The 19,141-nt window shown below is 30.7% G+C and carries 14 protein-coding genes; 6 read left to right on the forward strand and 8 right to left on the reverse strand.

Annotated features, from left to right (window positions below; all coding sequences use genetic code 11):
- Nucleotide 1 precedes the first annotated feature (1 nt).
- Nucleotides 2-1,333, reverse strand: coding sequence for a hemolysin family protein (locus tag CLFE_RS20205; protein ID WP_077834585.1), 1,332 nt, complete (start codon nt 1,331-1,333; stop codon nt 2-4).
- A gap of 237 nt (nt 1,334-1,570) precedes the next feature.
- On the opposite strand from CLFE_RS20205, the gene CLFE_RS20210 reads away from it, so the two are divergent.
- Both CLFE_RS20210 and CLFE_RS20215 read left to right on the forward strand, forming a co-directional pair.
- Nucleotides 1,571-2,041, forward strand: a complete 471-nt coding sequence (locus tag CLFE_RS20210; protein WP_077850814.1) for a MarR family winged helix-turn-helix transcriptional regulator — start codon at nt 1,571-1,573, stop codon at nt 2,039-2,041.
- Nucleotides 2,010-3,458 carry an MDR family MFS transporter gene (locus CLFE_RS20215; protein ID WP_077893943.1) on the forward strand — a complete coding sequence of 483 codons (1,449 nt, stop codon included), beginning with the start codon at nt 2,010-2,012 and terminating at the stop codon, nt 3,456-3,458. The genes CLFE_RS20210 and CLFE_RS20215 overlap by 32 nt, the downstream gene beginning before the upstream one ends.
- A 51-nt stretch (nt 3,459-3,509) precedes the next feature.
- On the opposite strand, the gene CLFE_RS20220 is transcribed toward CLFE_RS20215, so the two are convergent.
- The 5 genes from CLFE_RS20220 to xylB form a co-directional block, all read right to left on the reverse strand.
- The gene (locus tag CLFE_RS20220; protein WP_077850816.1) at nt 3,510-5,153 is read right to left on the reverse strand and encodes a glycoside hydrolase family 28 protein; all 1,644 of its coding nucleotides are present in this window, start codon (nt 5,151-5,153) and stop codon (nt 3,510-3,512) included.
- A gap of 85 nt (nt 5,154-5,238) precedes the next feature.
- Nucleotides 5,239-6,348 carry a pectinesterase family protein gene (locus CLFE_RS20225; RefSeq protein WP_077893942.1) on the reverse strand — a complete coding sequence of 370 codons (1,110 nt, stop codon included), beginning with the start codon at nt 6,346-6,348 and terminating at the stop codon, nt 5,239-5,241.
- Between the two features lie 32 nt (nt 6,349-6,380).
- Complete coding sequence (locus CLFE_RS20230; RefSeq protein WP_077893941.1) at nt 6,381-7,937, reverse strand: glycoside hydrolase family 43 protein; 1,557 nt, start codon at nt 7,935-7,937, stop codon at nt 6,381-6,383.
- Nucleotides 7,938-7,957: 20 nt separating this feature from the next.
- The gene (locus tag CLFE_RS20235; RefSeq protein ID WP_077893940.1) at nt 7,958-9,337 is read right to left on the reverse strand and encodes a glycoside-pentoside-hexuronide (GPH):cation symporter; all 1,380 of its coding nucleotides are present in this window, start codon (nt 9,335-9,337) and stop codon (nt 7,958-7,960) included.
- Nucleotides 9,338-9,393: 56 nt separating this feature from the next.
- Entirely contained in the window at nt 9,394-10,890 is a 1,497-nt protein-coding gene (gene xylB / locus CLFE_RS20240) for a xylulokinase (RefSeq protein ID WP_077893939.1), read from the reverse strand.
- 328 nt (nt 10,891-11,218) lie between these two features.
- Between xylB and CLFE_RS20245 the strand changes: the two genes are divergently transcribed.
- Nucleotides 11,219-13,102 carry a sigma-54 interaction domain-containing protein gene (locus tag CLFE_RS20245; protein WP_077893938.1) on the forward strand — a complete coding sequence of 628 codons (1,884 nt, stop codon included), beginning with the start codon at nt 11,219-11,221 and terminating at the stop codon, nt 13,100-13,102.
- Nucleotides 13,103-13,234: 132 nt separating this feature from the next.
- Nucleotides 13,235-14,458, forward strand: a complete 1,224-nt coding sequence (locus CLFE_RS20250) for an MFS transporter (protein WP_077834595.1) — start codon at nt 13,235-13,237, stop codon at nt 14,456-14,458.
- Nucleotides 14,459-14,515: 57 nt separating this feature from the next.
- Here CLFE_RS20250 and CLFE_RS20255 read toward each other — a convergent pair whose 3' ends face one another.
- Entirely contained in the window at nt 14,516-15,064 is a 549-nt protein-coding gene (locus tag CLFE_RS20255) for a dTDP-4-dehydrorhamnose 3,5-epimerase family protein (protein ID WP_077893937.1), read from the reverse strand.
- 133 nt (nt 15,065-15,197) lie between these two features.
- On the opposite strand from CLFE_RS20255, the gene CLFE_RS20260 reads away from it, so the two are divergent.
- Together CLFE_RS20260 and lon are read left to right on the forward strand one after the other, a co-directional pair.
- The gene (locus CLFE_RS20260) at nt 15,198-15,761 is read left to right on the forward strand and encodes a TetR/AcrR family transcriptional regulator (protein WP_077834597.1); all 564 of its coding nucleotides are present in this window, start codon (nt 15,198-15,200) and stop codon (nt 15,759-15,761) included.
- Between the two features lie 33 nt (nt 15,762-15,794).
- Complete coding sequence (lon, locus tag CLFE_RS20265) at nt 15,795-18,155, forward strand: endopeptidase La (protein WP_077893936.1); 2,361 nt, start codon at nt 15,795-15,797, stop codon at nt 18,153-18,155.
- A gap of 37 nt (nt 18,156-18,192) precedes the next feature.
- Here the strand turns inward: lon and CLFE_RS20270 are convergent, their stop codons facing one another.
- Nucleotides 18,193-19,107, reverse strand: a complete 915-nt coding sequence (locus CLFE_RS20270) for an ROK family protein (protein WP_077893935.1) — start codon at nt 19,105-19,107, stop codon at nt 18,193-18,195.
- Between the last annotated feature and the right edge of the window lie 34 nt (nt 19,108-19,141).

The raw sequence follows: 19,141 nt of genomic DNA on the forward strand, positions 1-19,141 counted from the left end.
ACTAATCTAAAGAACTTTTTTGTAAATGAACTTTAACAGTTTCTATTCTTTTTTCCTTAACTTCTTCTATAGTAAAAATCATATCTTTATACTCAACACTTTGTCTTTCATCATCTTCTGGAATATGTCCAATAAGTTTGATAATAAGTCCTCCAAGTGTATCATAATCATCTGTTTCCTCATCCAAATCTAAATCCAATTGCTCATTTAATTCCCTTATAGGCATAATTCCTTTAATTATGAAGATATCCTCATCAATTTTTCGAATATAATTCTCATCCTCATCATATTCATCATTAATGTTTCCCATTATTTCTTCAATTAAATCCTCTATTGTAACTATACCAGAAAATCCACCATATTCATCAATTAATACTGCCATATGCTTTCTGGATACTTGAAGCTCCTTAAATAATTCATTTATATTTTTTCTTTCAGGAACAAAATACGCTGTTTGTAATATGTTTTTTATATTAACATTGTCAAAGCCAACTTTACGTGCTTCCACTATGAAATCCTTCATATACAAAATACCTATTATATTATCACTGTCACCTTCAAATACTGGTATACGTGAATATTTAACTTCTAAAAGTTCGTCAATATACTCTTTTAAAGGCTTATCTATATTAATTAAATACACCTCTGTTCTCGGTGTCATTACCTCTTCTGCTGCTTTATCATCAAACTCAAAAATACTATTAATCATTTCTTTTTCAGCTTCATTAATTACACCATATTCTTGTCCTGCTTCAACTATTGATTTAATTTCTTCTATAGATACTTTCTCCTCCAATTTAACCATATTCATACCTGTTAATTTTAATAAAATATTGGTAGAAGCGGAAAGTAACTTAACAAATGGTACTGTAATTTTAGATACATATAATATGGGTCTTGCTGAAAACATTGCAATTTTTTGTGATTTTTGAAGTGCTATCCTTTTTGGAAATAACTCACCAAAAACAAGTGTAAAATAAGATAACACAAGTGTAACCAATACAAATGCTATTTGACTTCCATATGGAATATTCATTTTTTGTAAGTAACTACCAAACCTGTCTGAAAGGCCTGTAGCCGCTGATGCACTTGAAAAAAAGCTTGCCAATGTTATTCCAACCTGAACTGTTGATAAGAACTTAGTTGGTTCTTTAATTAACCTCTGTAAGATTTGAGCCTTTTTGTTTCCTTCCTCTGCTAAGACCTTTAGCTTAGTCTTATTAAGGGATACTATAGACATCTCTGCTGAAGAAAAAAAGGCATTTACTAATGTAAGTATCGCTATCAAAATGAATTGAAAAATTATGTTAGCTGGGTCGGGATCTGATTCCATTTAATTGTTTCCTCCTAAAAATAAATTAGCTTAATTTTATCACATTTATATATATATATCAAATTATAACACTATATCACCTTTTAATTCTACCCCTTATTATCCCATTACATAATTTATATATTATTTATGTATTACATTACATTTACTTGACTTTTTTTCTTAAATTGGTTAATATAGGTATGAATATAATATGTATATCAATTATATGTGTACATGTGTTTTAGGAGGTAAATTATGAAATCTTTGGACAAATCCCTTGGTATGTATATAAACTACATCAACAGAAAAATGCTTAGACTCTTATCTTCAAAATTAAAAAGTTATAATATAACGACAGAACAATGGTCTGTATTAATAAATCTAGTTGAAAAAGATGGTATCAATCAAAAACATTTAGCTGCAACAGTTGATAAGGATCAAGCAACTCTAGTTAGAATATTAGATATCCTTGAGAAAAAGAATTTAGCCACACGAAAAAAGTGCAGCGAAGACAGGCGTTCATTTTTAATATATTCCACTGAGGAAGGGAGGGCATTAGAAGCAAAGGTATATCCTATTATTGAAGATTTATTTAAAAATATTATAAATGGTATTTCCAAAGATCAATTGATTTTATTTTTAAACACTTTAAGTACACTTGAAAAAAATATTTCTATTGAGGAGGAAAAAATACATGGAAGAAACTCTAGAGGACCTGAATCTTAATAAAAAAAATTATAATGTGCTACCTATAAGCATTGCTCTAATACTTGCAGGTTTTTGCTGTATGTTAAGTGAAACTTTATTAAATATGGCACTTAAAAATTTGATGGCTCAATTTTCTGTATCTGCAACTACTGTTCAATGGCTTAGTACAGGTTATATGCTTATTATGGGAATTTTAATTCCTGTTTCTGCCCTACTTATTCAAACTTTTACAACTAGACAATTATTTTTAACTTCTGTAATCATATTTTTAGCAGGTACTATTGTAAGCAGCTTAGCTCTAAACTTTCCAATACTACTTATTGGAAGATTAATTCAAGCTGTTGGTACTGGAATTTTAATACCTAACATAGTAAATACTTTATTAATTATTAATCCAATTGAGAAACGTGGAAAAGCTCTTGGTATCTTCAATCTTGTAATGTTTTGTGCTCCTGCCATTGGCCCTACTATCTCTGGTTTAATTATTCAAAACCTTAATTGGAGATGGTTATTCTTTGCAACAATGCCTTTTTCAATTATAGCCCTAATTTTAGGTTTAAAATATATTGAAAATGTAACCTCCCTTTCAAAACCATCTATAGATTTTCTATCTATTGTACTTTCTACAATAGGCTTTGGTGGCTTCATATATGGTGTTAGCAATATAGGAACTACAACTGCAGTTTTAATAGCAGCACCTATAATTATCGGGTGCATATCACTAGCTGCCTTTGTGCTTCGTCAATTGCATATGAAAGAACCTATGCTAGACATGCATCCATTTAAAAAGTCTATGTTTAGCCTTGGCTGTATACTACTTATGGTTATGCATATGATTAATTTTGCGACAATGCTGATACTTCCTATGTTTCTTGAAGGAGCTTTAGGCTTAGCAGCATTTACTGCCGGTCTTCTTATGTTACCTGGTGGCTTCCTTAACGGCCTTATTTCACCATTTGCAGGACATTTATATGATAAATTTGGTCCTAAAGCATTGATTTTACCTGGATATATAATATCGGCTATTTCATTCTTATTACTTTCATATTTAGTATCTACTGGCATTAGTATTCCTGTTCTTGTTGTTTTACATTGCTTATCCTTAATTGCTGTAGGCCTTATAAATACGCCTGTGCAAACTAATAGTTTAAATCAGCTATCACCAAAACAATATCCTCATGGAACTGCCATATTAAATACTCTTCAACAAATAGCAGGTGCCTTTGGAACCTCTTTATTTGTAGCTATTATGACTTCTTATCAAAAGAATTATCTATCAGGTGTTAGTAGCCCATCAAGTTCAAAAAATCAAGCTTTAAGTTTAGTATTTGGTGTGCACAATACTTTCTTAATTGAAACTGTAGTTCTTATTGTTGCCGTAATCTTATCCTTATTCATATCAAATAAAAATAGCATAAAAAATACAGCTATATAATTTCTAAAAAAAAGCTGGCTCCTAATAATCAGGGAACCAACTTTTCATTAACTACTTAATTTCTTCAATATTTACACTATTTGTTTTTGTTATACCCTTATCAAAATTACAGTTATTAAATATTACATCTTTACAAGAATCAAGCCTTGCTGAGTAGAAATTACAATCGTTAAATTTAAGATTGCTTAAATAAGATATGTCTTGTCCAAAATTCGAGCCATTCAGATCCAATATATATTGAGAATTTCCTTTTGGTGCATTCACATTTGTAAATTCAAATTGTGAAATATCAGGCAGTGGAACTCCAGGTGTTGCGGCTTTTTGCTTATCATAGTTAGTAATTACAGAAATTTTATTACAAATAGAATCTCTTACTTTTAAATTATGAATATATCCACCCCTTGATGGACTTACCTTAACACGAACACCACTATTAACAGCCTTTGTTTTTAAATCAATTGGCATAAGTGTGCAATCTTCTCCAAAAACATCACTAATTCCACCAGACATTTCACTTCCCAAAGTAATTCCTCCATGTCCTGCTGTAAATGTACAATCTCTATAATAAATATCAGTAGATGGAATTCCTATTTTTCTTCCTTCTTCATCTTTGCCTGATTTAATAGCTGAACAGTCATCTCCTGTAGAAAATGTATCCTTCAAAAGATATACGTTAGATGAAGAGTTTGGATCGAAGCCATCTCCATTATGAACTGTTGTATTTATATCAAGTTCATAAGAGGTAATATCTTTACTGTAAACAGGAACTATTGTCCACATCATTCCATTTCTGATATGAATTCCGTCCATATATACATTGTCACAATTTTTAAGACTTATGAGACTTCCGCCACCATAATGTGTAGCTGTATTCTTTGCGCCAAAAGCATCATAGGCTGATCTAAGAGTTAATCCATTGCTATCATCACCAATAGTTCCCTCTCCCATTATTTTTATATTATGTGTAGTTGGCTTTTGGTTGTGGTCCATTGTCCCTGCATTTATTAGGCTTGAAAATGCAGGATTACCTTTTGTTGGACTATTAGGATCATAAATATCTTCAATATCATGTCTTGCTGAAGTCCATGGATAATCCTTTAGGTCTGTACTTGGAACAAGCTGTGCCCCTTTGTCCACATAAAAAGTCATATTATCATGTAAATACAGTGCTCCACTTAAATATTTTCCTTGTGGTAAGAGTACAGTTTCCCCATCTTTGCAAGCATCTATTGCCTTTTGAATGGCTACCGTATCCTTTGCTGTGCCATTACCAACTGCACCATAATCTTTAACATTTATTACTTGTTTTGTTGCATCAGTTTTAATTGTAACTTCATTGCTTATTTGAGATTCTACAAGTTTGGCATCATGTGCTTTTACATAATAACTATAACTTGTATTTTGCTTTAAATTTTGCACCTTAAAATATGTTTTATTTGTATCTCCAATTTTTTTACCGCTATCATCATAAATTGTATACCCTGTTACATTCGAATAATTTTGAGGTTTTTCCCAAACAAGTACAACTGACGTATCTGTAACTGCTGCTGGTGCTTCCCTCAAATTTGTAGGATTCGCTATTACCATATCCTTAATCTTTACATTTCTAGCTTTAGCAGAAAACTGTCCAAATGCAATTGGCTGTATACATATTAAAGTTCCGATTATAAATAATTTAAGTTTATTACTTTTCATAATAACCTACCCCCTATTTTTATCTTTTTGCTTTAATCACATGTATTGATTGATATTAATAATATCCTTCCTTATTGATTAAAAACTAATTATTTACAGGCTTCCATCCATCTGTCCCCTTTAACAAATTATATGCATTGTAGTCCACTGCTTCTTTATCACTAAGTTGTCTTGATGCGTTTCTATGACTTGTATTTAATAATTTACCATTTCCATCTATATTTTTGTATTCTAATAATTGACATGAAGGATCTATAGCATCACTCTTCATGTTAGTCCATGCCTTAGGTAAAAGTGGTGATGTAACTACTGAATTTTTAATACAGACTTCTAAACTTGGATACCACGTTCTTCCGAATAATACACCTGTAACTTTTGAATATCTTCTTGAATCTCCACCAACCTTTGTAATCGCTTGAACTACTTGTTTATTAATATTTGAGGTAAACTTACATTTATCAAGCAATACTTTGCAGCCTTTATCACCAAATGCAGTATATGCTGCTCCATCTTTTATTTCATTGAGTGTACAATTTTCAAATACTGCTATACTTCTGAGTCCCCAAACAGAATCCACAGCACCTTCAATATAACAATTTTTAAAGTATGATCTATTATAATTTAAATTAAGAACATCCTGACCACTATAGAACTTACAATTTTGAAAGGCTGCACGATCTCCCTGCACTTGCACACATGCTGCTTGTGTATCAATTCCATTGTCCTTTAAATAACTATTTTCAAAAGTCATATTATTTGCTTTAAAATCTTTTCCTTCAACAATAAGTGCTGCACAATTACCCGAACCATATGTGCCTTTATTTGGATCTTGGGGATTAACAGTTTTATTACTAGCATTAAAGGTTAATTTTGTTATTCCCTTTGAATCTCCATTAAAAGTTACATATGGTACCTTTAAATCAATTTTTTCTTTGTAAGTGCCTGCTTTTATGTTAATTACTGCTCTTGTGCTTTCACTAGTAGGCTTATGAATATTTAGATAATTAATTGCGCTCGTAATATTTTTAAACGTAGAAACCCCATTTGGTTTATTATTGTTTATATCAACTGTTAAATTTGTTGCTGCCTTAACTGTTTTACCCATTTGGCTAATACCTATACAATTGATAACTAAACCTATGCATCCACATAAAGTTAATGTTTTTATAATTCTACTATTAAATTTAGCTCCCATGTTACATCCTCCTTAAAATATAAATAAAAAATTCATTTCGGCTTATAACTAAAGTAATCAAAATCTGCAAAGCATCTATTTTTCTTTTCTAAATCATTTACTGTTAGTCCAACAAAATTCCCTGTAAAGCCTCCAGATAAAAATCCTATATCTTCACTTGTAATGTAAGTCTCTTTTCCTTCACTCTCTACACTAAATTTGGCTTCAATACCGTCTACATTTATTTTTAATTTCACATTTTTGGAACTAACTGAAACCTGTACTTGTTCTATGCTAAACTCATCTTTTACTGCTTTCATTACTCCTGCTGAAATTCCTTTTCCCTCATCATAGGAAATGTATAGATAAACATAATTCATTATATCTAGGTACAATATTATTCCTGCCATATTTAAATAATTAGCTGGTTTAAAATTAATAGAAGTCTCTGCTTTAAATTTAAAATCTCTTTGTCTTATTCCTATTATGTGTTGATCAAAGGTGCTTTGAGGCGATTCCCCTCCATATATACGTACATAGCTTTCCTTAGAGTTTACCTTTATCCAATCTTCACTTTTAAATAATCTAAGAGTACTCCATTCATCTTTAATATCCTCATTACTAAAATCATCAAAGAACTCATTACTTTTTTCATTAATAGTCCCTTCAAAAGACTTAGGTACTGGCACCTCCACATATGGTGAATGACCACCTTTACTTAATCTTAGCCATCCATCTTCTGTAAAATTAACCTTTTGAAGTGCAGTTTCCCTACCTAAAATGGGGTATTTACCTAAAACTGGCCTAGTACATAAGTGTGCCATATACCACTCCTCATTTTCAGTTTCAACCAAACTTGCATGTCCTGCACAATGTAAAACTAAATCAGAATTATCTCTTGAAGTTAACATAGGGTTTTTAGGATCAACTTCATATGGACCTGTTACATTTTTAGAACGTGCAATTGTTACCATATGCCCTTCCTCAGTCCCTCCCTCTGCTGTTAATAAGTAATAGTATTCTCCATGCTTATAAATTTGAGGTGCCTCAGTTTTTTTGTACTCTGTTCCATTAAAAATTTTATATGTGTCACCGATAAGTTCTTTTTTTTCATCATCAAACTCCTGTAGAACTATTCCGCAGGATCTATTTCTTTCATTTATGCGATAATCCCATATTTCATTTACTAGCCACTTTCTTCCATCATCATCATGAAATAATGCTGGATCAAAGCCTGAACTATTTAAATAAACTGGATCACTCCAAGGTCCTTTTATATCCTTCGCTGTTATTAAATAGTTGTTTACATCTTTAAATGGTACCTTTGTACTTTTAACATCTGTATAAACAAGGTAAAACGTACCCTTAGAGTAAGTTAAATGTGGAGCCCAAATACTACAGCCCTTTGGATTTCCCTTTAAATTAGTTAACCTTTCATTTGTCAAAACCGAAGTTAAATATCTCCAATTAACTAAATCATAGGACTCATATACTCTTATTCCTGGCAACCATTCAAAGGTTGAAACAACTATATAATATTTCCCTTCTGCTTTTACTATACAAGGATCTGGGTTAAAGCCTTCAAGAATTGGATTATGAATAAATTGCATAAAATTCACCTCTTATAAAATTAAATTCCTTCCTTTTGTAATTCTAAAGCATTTCTTTTTTGTAATTCTGCTGAAATTTTAGAATATGTGTCTTTATCTAGATTATAGAATCTCATACAGAAAATAGCTACTGCATATAGACAAATAGGTATTATAGCAGTTGTAATTAAAATACCGTGAAGAGCTGATGGAGTCTGTGATTTATGTGCAACATATCCACTAGCAGCTAGAACAATGCCTGGAATCATACCTCCTAGTGCATTACCACATTTAAAGAAGAAACCTATAACTGCATAAATCATACCTCCTAAACGCTTATTTGTTTTCCATTCACCATACTCAACAGTTTCAGGAATAAGTGCCCACATATACGCACTAATCATTCCATTTCCAACAGATGCTATTCCTCTTGAAATAAATATAGGGACAATCCAAGTTTTTGGTAAAATAAAAAGTCCTACCATCCCCACAATATCTGTAATTATTGAAATTGTCATAAGCTGTTTCTTACTCAATTTTCTACTTAACCAAGGTATAAAAGGAATTATAATCAGTGCAGGAAAGGTACCTATTGCTGAATACCATTTAACTAAATTAGCTTTTCCAACATAATAAGTTACATAATAAACTCCAGTTGCACTAACAATAGATTTTACTCCATAAATAACAAGAAAAAATATAGCTAAAACCACTAAAGGTCTGTTTACTCTAAATTGTTCAAAAATATCACTAAATTTTATCTTTTGATGTGAAGAAGGAACTTTAACTCTTTCTTTTGTTGACTTAAAACATATAAGTAATAAAATTCCTCCAGTACTTCCAATAATAAGCATAGTTAATTGCCAACTTTTTGAGAGGCTCATTGATTTCGAAAAGGTATCTGCAAGTAATGGTACACAAAAGGCAACAATAACTTGACCAATATTAGCTAAAAATGTTCTAAAGGTTGTTATACTTACGGATTCATGTTGATCCTGTGTCATTGCAGAAGTTAAAGCACCATAAGGAACATTTACCAAAGTATAACAAACTGATAAAGCAATATAAGTAGCATATGCATAAAGTAATTTTGCACCACCATGAAGTGAAGGAGTAGTAAAACATAATATTGCTAAAATTGCAAAGGGAATTGCTCCATAAAGTAGAAATGGTCTGAACTTACCATACTTTGTATTAGTTTTATCAATAATAATTCCTACAATAGGATCTGAAACAGCATCAATAATACGAACTATAAAAAACATAAATGCAGCTGCACTTGAAGCTATTCCAAAAACATCTGTATAAAAAAACAATAAATAACTTGAAATACTAGCATAAACAAGATTACAAGCAAAATCTCCAAAACCATATCCTATCTTTTCTCTTACAGAAATACTATTAGCTGCGTTCTTTTTCATAAAATCACCCCACTATTTACTTTGATGTTAACGTTAACACTCACCTTTAAAAAAAATTATAAATTATCTATTTCTTTAAATTTATCTTTTAAACAAGCATAAAGGGATGAATACACTTTATAATGTTTATTGTATTTGATTACATTTTGCTCTATAGGCTCTGTTTGATCTGTAGTTCTTATAAGTGTTTTGCAGGCTTCATCTACGGATTTAAAAAGTCCAACTCCAACAGCTGCTAGTATGCCTGCTCCGTATGCTGGTCCTTCCTTTGAATTTATAATACTTACTCTAAGATTAAATACGTCAGCAATTATTTGTCTCCAAAGTGCACTTTTTGAACCTCCACCACTAATCCTTATTTCCTTCATATCAACCTTTAAACTTTTTAAAATTTCTAAAGAGTCTCTAAGTGCAAATGCTACCCCCTCTAAAATGGCACGGGTCATGTCTCCCTTTTTATGTGTCATATTAAGCCCAATAAAACTTCCTTTTGCATATGGATCATTATATGGTGTCCTTTCTCCCATAAGGTAAGGAAGAAAAAATACTCCTCTGCTACCTGCAGGTGATTTTTCTGCCTCCAAAAGGAGTTTTTCAAAACTATCTTGTGTTCCATCTTCATTTATATTATCTACCCACCACTTTAAACTTGATGCTGCTGCTAATATAACTCCCATTTGATGCCATTTACCATTAGCATGACAAAACGAATGAAGTCTGTTATCTTTATCTACATAAAACTTCTCACTAGATGCAAATACAACTCCAGAAGTTCCAAGTGCTACCGATAAAACACCAGAATTAACTGTTCCAGTTCCTACAGCACCTGCTGCTTGATCTCCTGCTCCAGCTATAACTTTGGTTTTTATTGATAATCCAGTTTCCCTTGATGCTTCTTCTGAAACATTTCCTATTACCTCATAAGATTCATATACCTTAGGCAATACCTCTTCTTTAATATTAAGCAGCTTCATTATATCCTCTGACCATTTTCTATTTTCTACGTCAAACATTAATGTTCCTGATGCATCTGATACGTCTGAAGCAAATTTTCCTGTAAGCTTATAGCTTATATAATCCTTTGGAAGCATTATATGTGCTATTTTTTTATAAATCTCTGGTTTATTTTCTTTAACCCATAAAACCTTAGGCAGTGTAAAGCCTGTTAAAGCCATATTACCTGTGTATTTAGATAATTTATCCTGTCCAAATTCTTTATTTAAATAATCACATTGTTTGCCTGTTCTCTGGTCACACCAAAGTATTGCTGGAATTAAAACCTTTCCATTTTCATCTAAAGCAACTAAACCATGCATTTGTCCACTAAAACTTATCCCTGCAATATCTAGTAGATTTATACCTTTCTCATTTATAAGCTTATTAATTCCAATTTTCGTACCCTTCCACCAATCATCAGGGTTTTGTTCTGCAAAGCCAGGCTTTGGATAACTTATGCCATACTCCTCAGATACACTTGTTGTAATCTCTCCTTCTTCATTCATAACAACAAGCTTTACAGAAGAAGTTCCCAAATCAATTCCTAAGAAATTCATAATTAATTCTCCTTTCAATAAACCGTTTACATATATATAATAACTTAATACAATTAAAATACCTTTAGTAAATAACTTTGTTCTTAGTTATATTTTATATTTTTTTATTTATTTTCCTCCTAGTATTTTAAATATATCACGTTACTTACACTTTTTCAAGTAGCTTTATAAAGATACTTGAAAAATAAAAAGTACCACTTATATGCAAAATGAAAACATTTACTTAGAAGTGTGTAGTTTGTTTATTGTTTAAAGCTACTCCACCTTATGCTAAAATTATTAAAGATAATTAATTATATATATTTTAAATTTAATGGAAGGTGTTTTTATGTCTCTAAAAATTGCTCTTATAAGTACAAACGAAAATTTATTAAAATTATTTCCTAAGCTAGCCAAAGAAAAAGGTTTTATACCAATTACAAAAACAGCCTCTCTTACCCATGCCAGTAAAATAGCTTTCAAATTGCAGGATAAAGTTGATGCCATCATAAGTAGAGGTGCAACTAGCGATTACATAAAAGAAACTGTAAATATACCTTCTGTATCAATTAAGGTTACTCGCTTTGATACCTTACGTGCCATTTTTACCGCAAAAAAACTTGGTAATAAAATAGCACTAATAACTTATAAGCGGAGTATTTTAAACAAAGCTGAAATTGAAAATATGTTAGATGTACAGATTGAAGAATTTATGTTTTCTTCTGAACAAGAAATCAGTTCATTAATTTCAAAAGTTAAAAATAAAAATATAAAAATTGTTGTTAGTGGCAAAAGTGTTACTGATGAAGCAATATCCAGAGGACTTTATGGTGAAACTATAAATTCTGGAGAAGAAGCTTTAAGACAAGCTATTGAAGAAGCTTTAAATTTAATAGAGGTTCGAAACATAGAGCTTAGACGTGCTGCTCGTTTTAAAGCAATACTTGATGCTATAGGTGAAGGAATTATAGTAACTGATCAATTTAAAAAAATAACTACTTATAATAATTCAATAAATAAAATTTTCATTAAAGCAAAGGGGAAACTGCTTGGAAAGCCAATTGAATCTGTTATACCAAATTATAAAATAGATAATATATTAAAAACTGGAGAACCCGAAACAAAAATAATAAAAAATTTACATGGACTTATTATTGCTGCCAATCAATTTCCTGTTAAAGTAGAAGATAAGCTTATAGGTGTTGTGAATACCTTTGAGGATGTAACTAAAATACAGACTTTGGAAAAAATTATAAGAAAAAAAATACATGAAAAAGGCTTTGTAGCTAAATACAATTTTAGTGATATTTTAACTGAAAATAAGAACATGCTGGAACTAAAAAAGCTTGCAGTCTTATATTCAAAAACAGACTCCTCAGTACTTATACAGGGAGAATCCGGTACTGGAAAAGAACTATTTGCACAAAGTATACATAACAGTAGCCCTAGAAAAAATGGTCCTTTTGTTGCAATTAACTGTGCTGCTCTTCCTGAACATCTTCTTGAAAGTGAACTATTTGGTTACGAAGGTGGCTCCTTTACTGGTGCGAAAAAAGAAGGGAAACCAGGACTTTTTGAATTGGCTCACACCGGAACCATCTTCCTTGACGAAATAGGTGAGCTTTCAAAACCACTTCAAGCTCAGCTTTTAAGAGTTCTTGAAGAAAAAGAAATTATGCACATAGGTGGAGATAAAATCATTCCTGTAGATATAAGAATAATAAGCTCTACAAACAGAAATTTACTTAATTCCATAGAAAATGGTACCTTTAGAGAGGATCTATATTACAGACTTAATGTATTTAACCTGACTCTTCCACCTTTAAGGTCACGAGGACATGATGTGGAAATACTAGCAGCACATTTTTTGGAGAACACCCCTAAGTTCTCCTTAAATCGTACTACTATATTAAAAAGAATATCTCCTACTTTAATGTCCTATAATTGGCCTGGAAACACGCGTGAACTTAGTAATGTAATGGAAAGAATAGCTCTCTTTATTGACAATGATCAAGAAATAAACTGGTCTCAGGTTTTAAATAGTGTAATACATGGAAATCAAAACAACAATACGTTAACTTTAAAGGTTCCTTGTAATCTAACACTAAAAGAAATAACAGCTTTCACTGAAAAAAACATTATAAATAATTTACTAGAAAAATATAATAACGATCACAATAAAGTAGCTGAAATATTAAATATAGCTAGGACCACTCTATGGAGAAAAAAATAATTTTCATTTTTGAAAAGGTATGTTTTATTTTTGAAACAGGCCTTTTATTTTTTATATAAAAATCACCATTTTAAAGTTGGCATGATTCTTGCTTAAAATAATAGTAACATATCTTAACAGGGAGGCTTTAAAATGCTTTTAGTAAACAAACAGACATTTTCTTCACTAACACATAGAGATTTTAAATGTTTTATAGTCGGACAATCTATATCTTTAATGGGAACTTGGCTTCAAAGAACAGCTCAAGTTTGGCTTTTATATACCCTAACAAAATCCCCTTTGCTTTTAGGCGCACTTAGTATATTCCAATTCGGTCCTACCCTACTTTTTTCAGTTTTTTGCGGGGCCATTGTAGATAGATTTCCAAAAAAGAAATTACTTTACTTAACGCAAAGTGTTGGAATGCTGCAAGCCTTAGTATTATTTCTACTAGTGTATACAAATCACATAACTGCACTTTTAATATTTTTTCTTGCAACAATTGAAGGTTTCACAACAACGCTTGATATGCCTACAAGACAATCCTATTTCATTGAATTAGTTGGAAAAAAAGATCTTCCAAACGCTGTATCCTTAAATTCTTCTATTTTTAATATAGCTAAAATTATAGGTCCCTCAATTGCAGGTATAATCATGACAACCTTTAGTATGAGCTTTTGCTTTTTTATTAATTTTTTAAGTTATGCTGCTGTTCTAACAGGCTTATTTCTTATAAAGCAAAAAAGTCTAGCAGCAAATACCTCTAACGGCAATCTTTTAAAGGAAATAAAAGAAGGACTTAAATATGTTTATTCTAACAAAATACTTCTAAAAGCATTTATTTTTATGGCTATAGTATGTACTTTTGCTATGAATGTTGATGTAATTGTTCCTGTATTCTCAAAAACAGTTTTAAACAAAGGTTCACATGGTTACACTTTTCTTTTATCTGCTATGGGAATTGGTTCTCTATTTGGCACGATGAAAATGGCTAGCTTAAGAAGAAACAATTTGAATTTTAAACTCCTAAAAATTGTTGGTCTTTCAAGTGGACTTCTTCAAGTAATAGCTGCTTTTTCAGGAAATTTATATTTTACCGCAATTTTAGTACTAGGTTCTGGCTTTTCAAATCTTTGTTTTTTGAATGGAAGTAATTCTATACTACAATTAAATACTTCAGATAAATATCGCGGACGTGTAATGAGCATATATACCTTATTCAACGCGGGCACAACCCCTATAGGAAATTTAGTAGTAGGCTCTTTTATGAATAATTTTGGTGGGAGATATGGTTTTCTTTCTGCTGGACTTATAACTGCTATTCTAGCCGCTGTTTTTTCTATGATTTATAGAAATAATTCTGCAAACACAATTTAGATTTCACCCCCATCCAAAAATAAACCACTTTTTCTATAATTGTGGTTTATTTTTATCTTATAAGTTACAATTACTATTAGCTAAAGTAGGTGCATTTTTATCGTTTTCTGAAAGTATAGGATTTAAAATATTGAATTTGATATTAAGCTCAGTATCCTTATATGTAATAGCTTTTGATAAATCAGAATCAAAATATTTATCAATTTTCATAACAAGGTGTGTATCATCCTCAAGCGCTAAAAAAGCATGTCCAAAACCTGCTGGTATATATATTTGTTTTTTATTTTCAGGATTTAATTCCGCGCAAACCCATTTTTTATATGTAATTGAATCACTTCTTAAATCCACAGCAAAATCAATACCTTTTCCTTTTGTACAATATAATAATTTTGATTGAGCTTTTGGATTATTTTGAAAATGAATTCCATATAATGTGCTTTTCTTCATGATGTGATAAGAAATTTCTTCAACAAACTCTGTAAAAATTCCAATGCTTTGTAATTCTTTTTTAGAAAAATTCCTAAAAGAAACCGCTCTATTATCTTTTTTCGACTCATATTCTAATATCAAAACTTCATTTAAATCTAAATGCTCTATCTTTATCATTTTACGATCCTCATTTCTCATATTACATTTATTTACAACTATATCACAATTTAAAATACATGTACATCCTTTAAATTTCCATTGACAATAAGTGAATGTTCATTTATTATATATTTTACTAGGAGGTGATGATGTGAGAAAAAAAGATGACAAAAAGCAGGAAAATATTAAAAATGCAGTAGTAAAACTTATACTAGATGAAGGTTTTCACGGCACCTCCATATCTAAAATAGCAAAAGCAGCCGAGGTTTCCCCTGCTACCGTGTATATATATTATGAAAATAAGGATGTAATGCTTCGTGAAATTTATTTCGAATACTCCAAAGAAATTTTAAATCATCTACTTAGGGGGATTTCCAAAAACATAACAGGAAAAGAACTTATAGAAAGTTTAATAAGAAATTATTATCTTTATATAAAGCAAAATAAAGAAATATTTTTATTTGTAGAACAGTTCTCTAGCTGTCCCTCACTATCTAATACTTGTGAAAAACTAAAGGAATTAGATTATATATATACTCTATTAGATAAAATGAAGAATTCTAGCATCCTTAAAAATTATCATAACGATACAATTCTAAGTGTTATTTTTTCACCTGTTAAAGATATAGCTACGAATCACTGTTTAAGCCCAAATGAAAGACAAGCTTTACTTATGGAAATAATACAAATTCTTCAGGATGCTTTAGTTATATAATGCTCTTAATATATTTTTGAAAGGATAATTAATATGGAAAGTAAAAATAAAGCAGTTATACTCCCTATCTTGGATGTAAATTTACTACCTGATATGGATTATACAATTAAACTTAATAATATAGATAATGAAATGTTAAATTATTTAAATGATGAAAATACAGTTAACATAGCACTTCCTCTAAATAAAAAAGTAAAATTAAACGAAATTTCAGAAGAGGATTTTTATGAAATCGGAGTAACTTTTGATATAAATGAAGTAGAAAGACTATCTGATGGCTACAAAATTAAAATTAAAGCTGTAGATAGAGTTGAAGTACTTTCTAAAACTTTTAACAATACTACTATATTGGCAGATTACAATATAGCTCCAGATATAGTTGATTTAACTGATGCTGATATTAACAAGGCGTTACTTGACATGAAAGAAATAATTCATGATTTGAGCAGAAACTTTACAGAAGCAGATATATATATAAAGAAAATAGACAAGTTTTCAAATTTGAATAAATTAATTGGATATCTAACACAATTTATGCCTCTTTCAATAGATGAAAAGTATGAACTTATAAAACTTCAATCCATTAAGGATAGAAGTCTTAGATTTTTAGATTATTTAATTAAGAGAAGAGAATCTATAAAATTTCAACTTGAAATATCACAGAAATTATCAGAGAAATCAGGTAAAAATTATAGAGAAACTGTTCTTAGAGAACAATTAAAAACTATAAATGATGAATTAAAATCAGATTCTAAAAACAAAAATGACTATAGAAGTTTAATAGAAAAATCAGACATGCCTGCCGAAGTGAAAGAAGCTGCTCTTTATGAGGTAGATAAATTTGAAACACAAAATCCAAGCAGTTCAGATTATAATATAATAAGAAATTATCTTGAACTACTTATAAAATTACCTTGGAAGACAAAAGAAACTGAAGATATAGATTTAAAAAATGCGAAAGAAATTTTAGATGCTAGACATTATGGCTTAGATAAAGTAAAGAAAAGAATAATACAACATTTAGCTGTTATGAAATTAAAAAAGGACAAAAAAGGATCTATTTTACTCCTAGTTGGTCCTCCTGGAACAGGTAAAACAAGTCTTGGTAAAAGTATAGCTGAAGTTTTAAAAAGGAAATATGTACGCTTAAGTTTAGGTGGAGTAAAAGATGAATCTGAAATACGTGGTCATAGAAGAACTTACGTTGGAGCTCTTCCTGGAAGAATAATTGATGGAATAAAAAAAGCTGGAGAAAAAAATCCAGTTATGGTCTTAGATGAAGTTGATAAGCTTTCTTCAAGCTACAATGGTGATCCTGCAAGTGCTCTTCTTGAGGTTTTAGATCCTGAGCAGAACAATACCTTTACAGATCACTATCTTGATTTACCTTATGATTTATCAGATGTATTTTTCATCGCTACAGCTAATTCTTTAGACACAATACCTAGACCTCTACTTGATAGAATGGAGGTAATACAAATATCAAGCTACACTGCCACTGAAAAGTTCCATATAGCTAAAGATCACCTCCTACCTGAAGTTATTAGTGAACATGGTCTTACAGCTGATCAACTAAAAATTAATGATTCTATGCTAGAAAAAATAATAAGTGATTACACCTTAGAAGCCGGTGTAAGAGGGCTAAAAAAGCAACTATCAAAGCTAGCTAGAACAGCATCCGAAAAAATAGTTATAGATGAGCTTACATCTTTCGATGTATCTTTAGAAGATATTAAAAAAGCTTTAGGTAGACACGTTTCAAGCCACGACAAAGCTCAAGATTACAATCCACCTGGTGTTGTAACAGGATTAGCTTGGACGCAAGTTGGTGGAGAAATCTTGTTTATAGAAGCTGCTGCAATGCCTGGAAGCGGCCAAATAATATTAACAGGTCAATTAGGTGATGTAATGAAAGAATCTGCTAGAATTGCTCTAAGCCTAGTAAAATCTCGCTTACCTTTAACTGGATTCGACTTTAAAGAAAAGGATATACACATTCACGTACCTTCAGGTTCAGTTCCAAAAGATGGCCCATCTGCTGGTATAACAATGTTTACAGCTTTATCCTCACTTGTTACAGGAAAAAGCATAGATTCAAAGCTTGCAATGACTGGTGAAATAAGTTTAAGAGGTGCTGTACTTCCAATTGGCGGTCTTAAGGAAAAATTAATAGCAGCTGAAAGAGCTGGAATTAAAAAGATATTAATTCCTAATGATAATATAGAAGATTTAAACGAAGTGCCGGATGAAGTAAAAGAAAACCTCAAAATTATTCCTGTTAAAACTATAGAAGATGTTTTAAGAGAAGGCTCTGATATCTCAGTTCCAAAGGCAGAATACCTTTTTAATACTGACACACTTTTAAGCGAAAGTTTTAGCCTAAATTCTCGTTAAAATATTAGTAGAACTAGAAAACTCTAGTTCTACTTTTTTATTTATCATTAATATTATACTTAAGCATATAATTATAAAGTGCTCCAATTAAATTTGAATCATTATAAAACTTACAAGCAATAATATCTGGTTTAAACAAAACCATAGGTGCCATATTTTCCGCATACTTTTCAATATTCTTTCTTATATATTCAATTAAAACCTTCTGCTGACTTATCCCTCCACCTATTGCTATTTTCTCAGGATCATAAATATATTGTAGATTGTATAATTGCACAGCCATCTTATAACAATAGTCATCTAATACCTTAATAGCCTCTTCATCGCCTTCATTAACATATTTAAACACTGTAAATCCGTCAATTTCTTTTTTAAATTTTTTAACCTCAGCTAGTTTCTTACATAACGAAGGTGTTCCTCCTGTTACAGCCCATGCTGCTGCAAAATTATTCTTTGGATCTGGCATTTCATCATTTGTCAAAATAAAACTAAACTCACCTGCTATAAAATGCTTTCCCTTATGTAATTTCTTATCCTTTATAATTCCTCCACCAATTCCAGTACCTATAATAACCACAATTCCATCTTCATATTCCTTTAGATTTCCCTTCCAAGCTTCAGCTAAAGCCGCACACTTTCCATCATTCTCTATTGCTATAGGCATAGGACATCTTTTTTTAAGTATTTCTGCTATTTGTTTATCATTATTATATTCTAACGAACCTCCTGAATATAAATAGCCTCTTTCACTATCTATACGTCCAGGCATACTCATGGCTATTCCTTTAACTCTACTTTTATATTTATCAAAAATAGTACCTATAGTTTCAATAAAATTTTCTATATTGTCTCTAGGTGTTTTTGTTTTTTCTTTTTCAATTATTTCTGCTTTTTCATTCATAATAGCATATTTTATATCAGTTCCGCCAACATCTAATACCAAAAATTCCATATATAACACTCCTCGTCTTTAATATAACGTTTAC

The organism is Clostridium felsineum DSM 794, from assembly GCF_002006355.2.
In the GTDB taxonomy this organism is placed as follows: domain Bacteria; phylum Bacillota; class Clostridia; order Clostridiales; family Clostridiaceae; genus Clostridium_S; species Clostridium_S felsineum.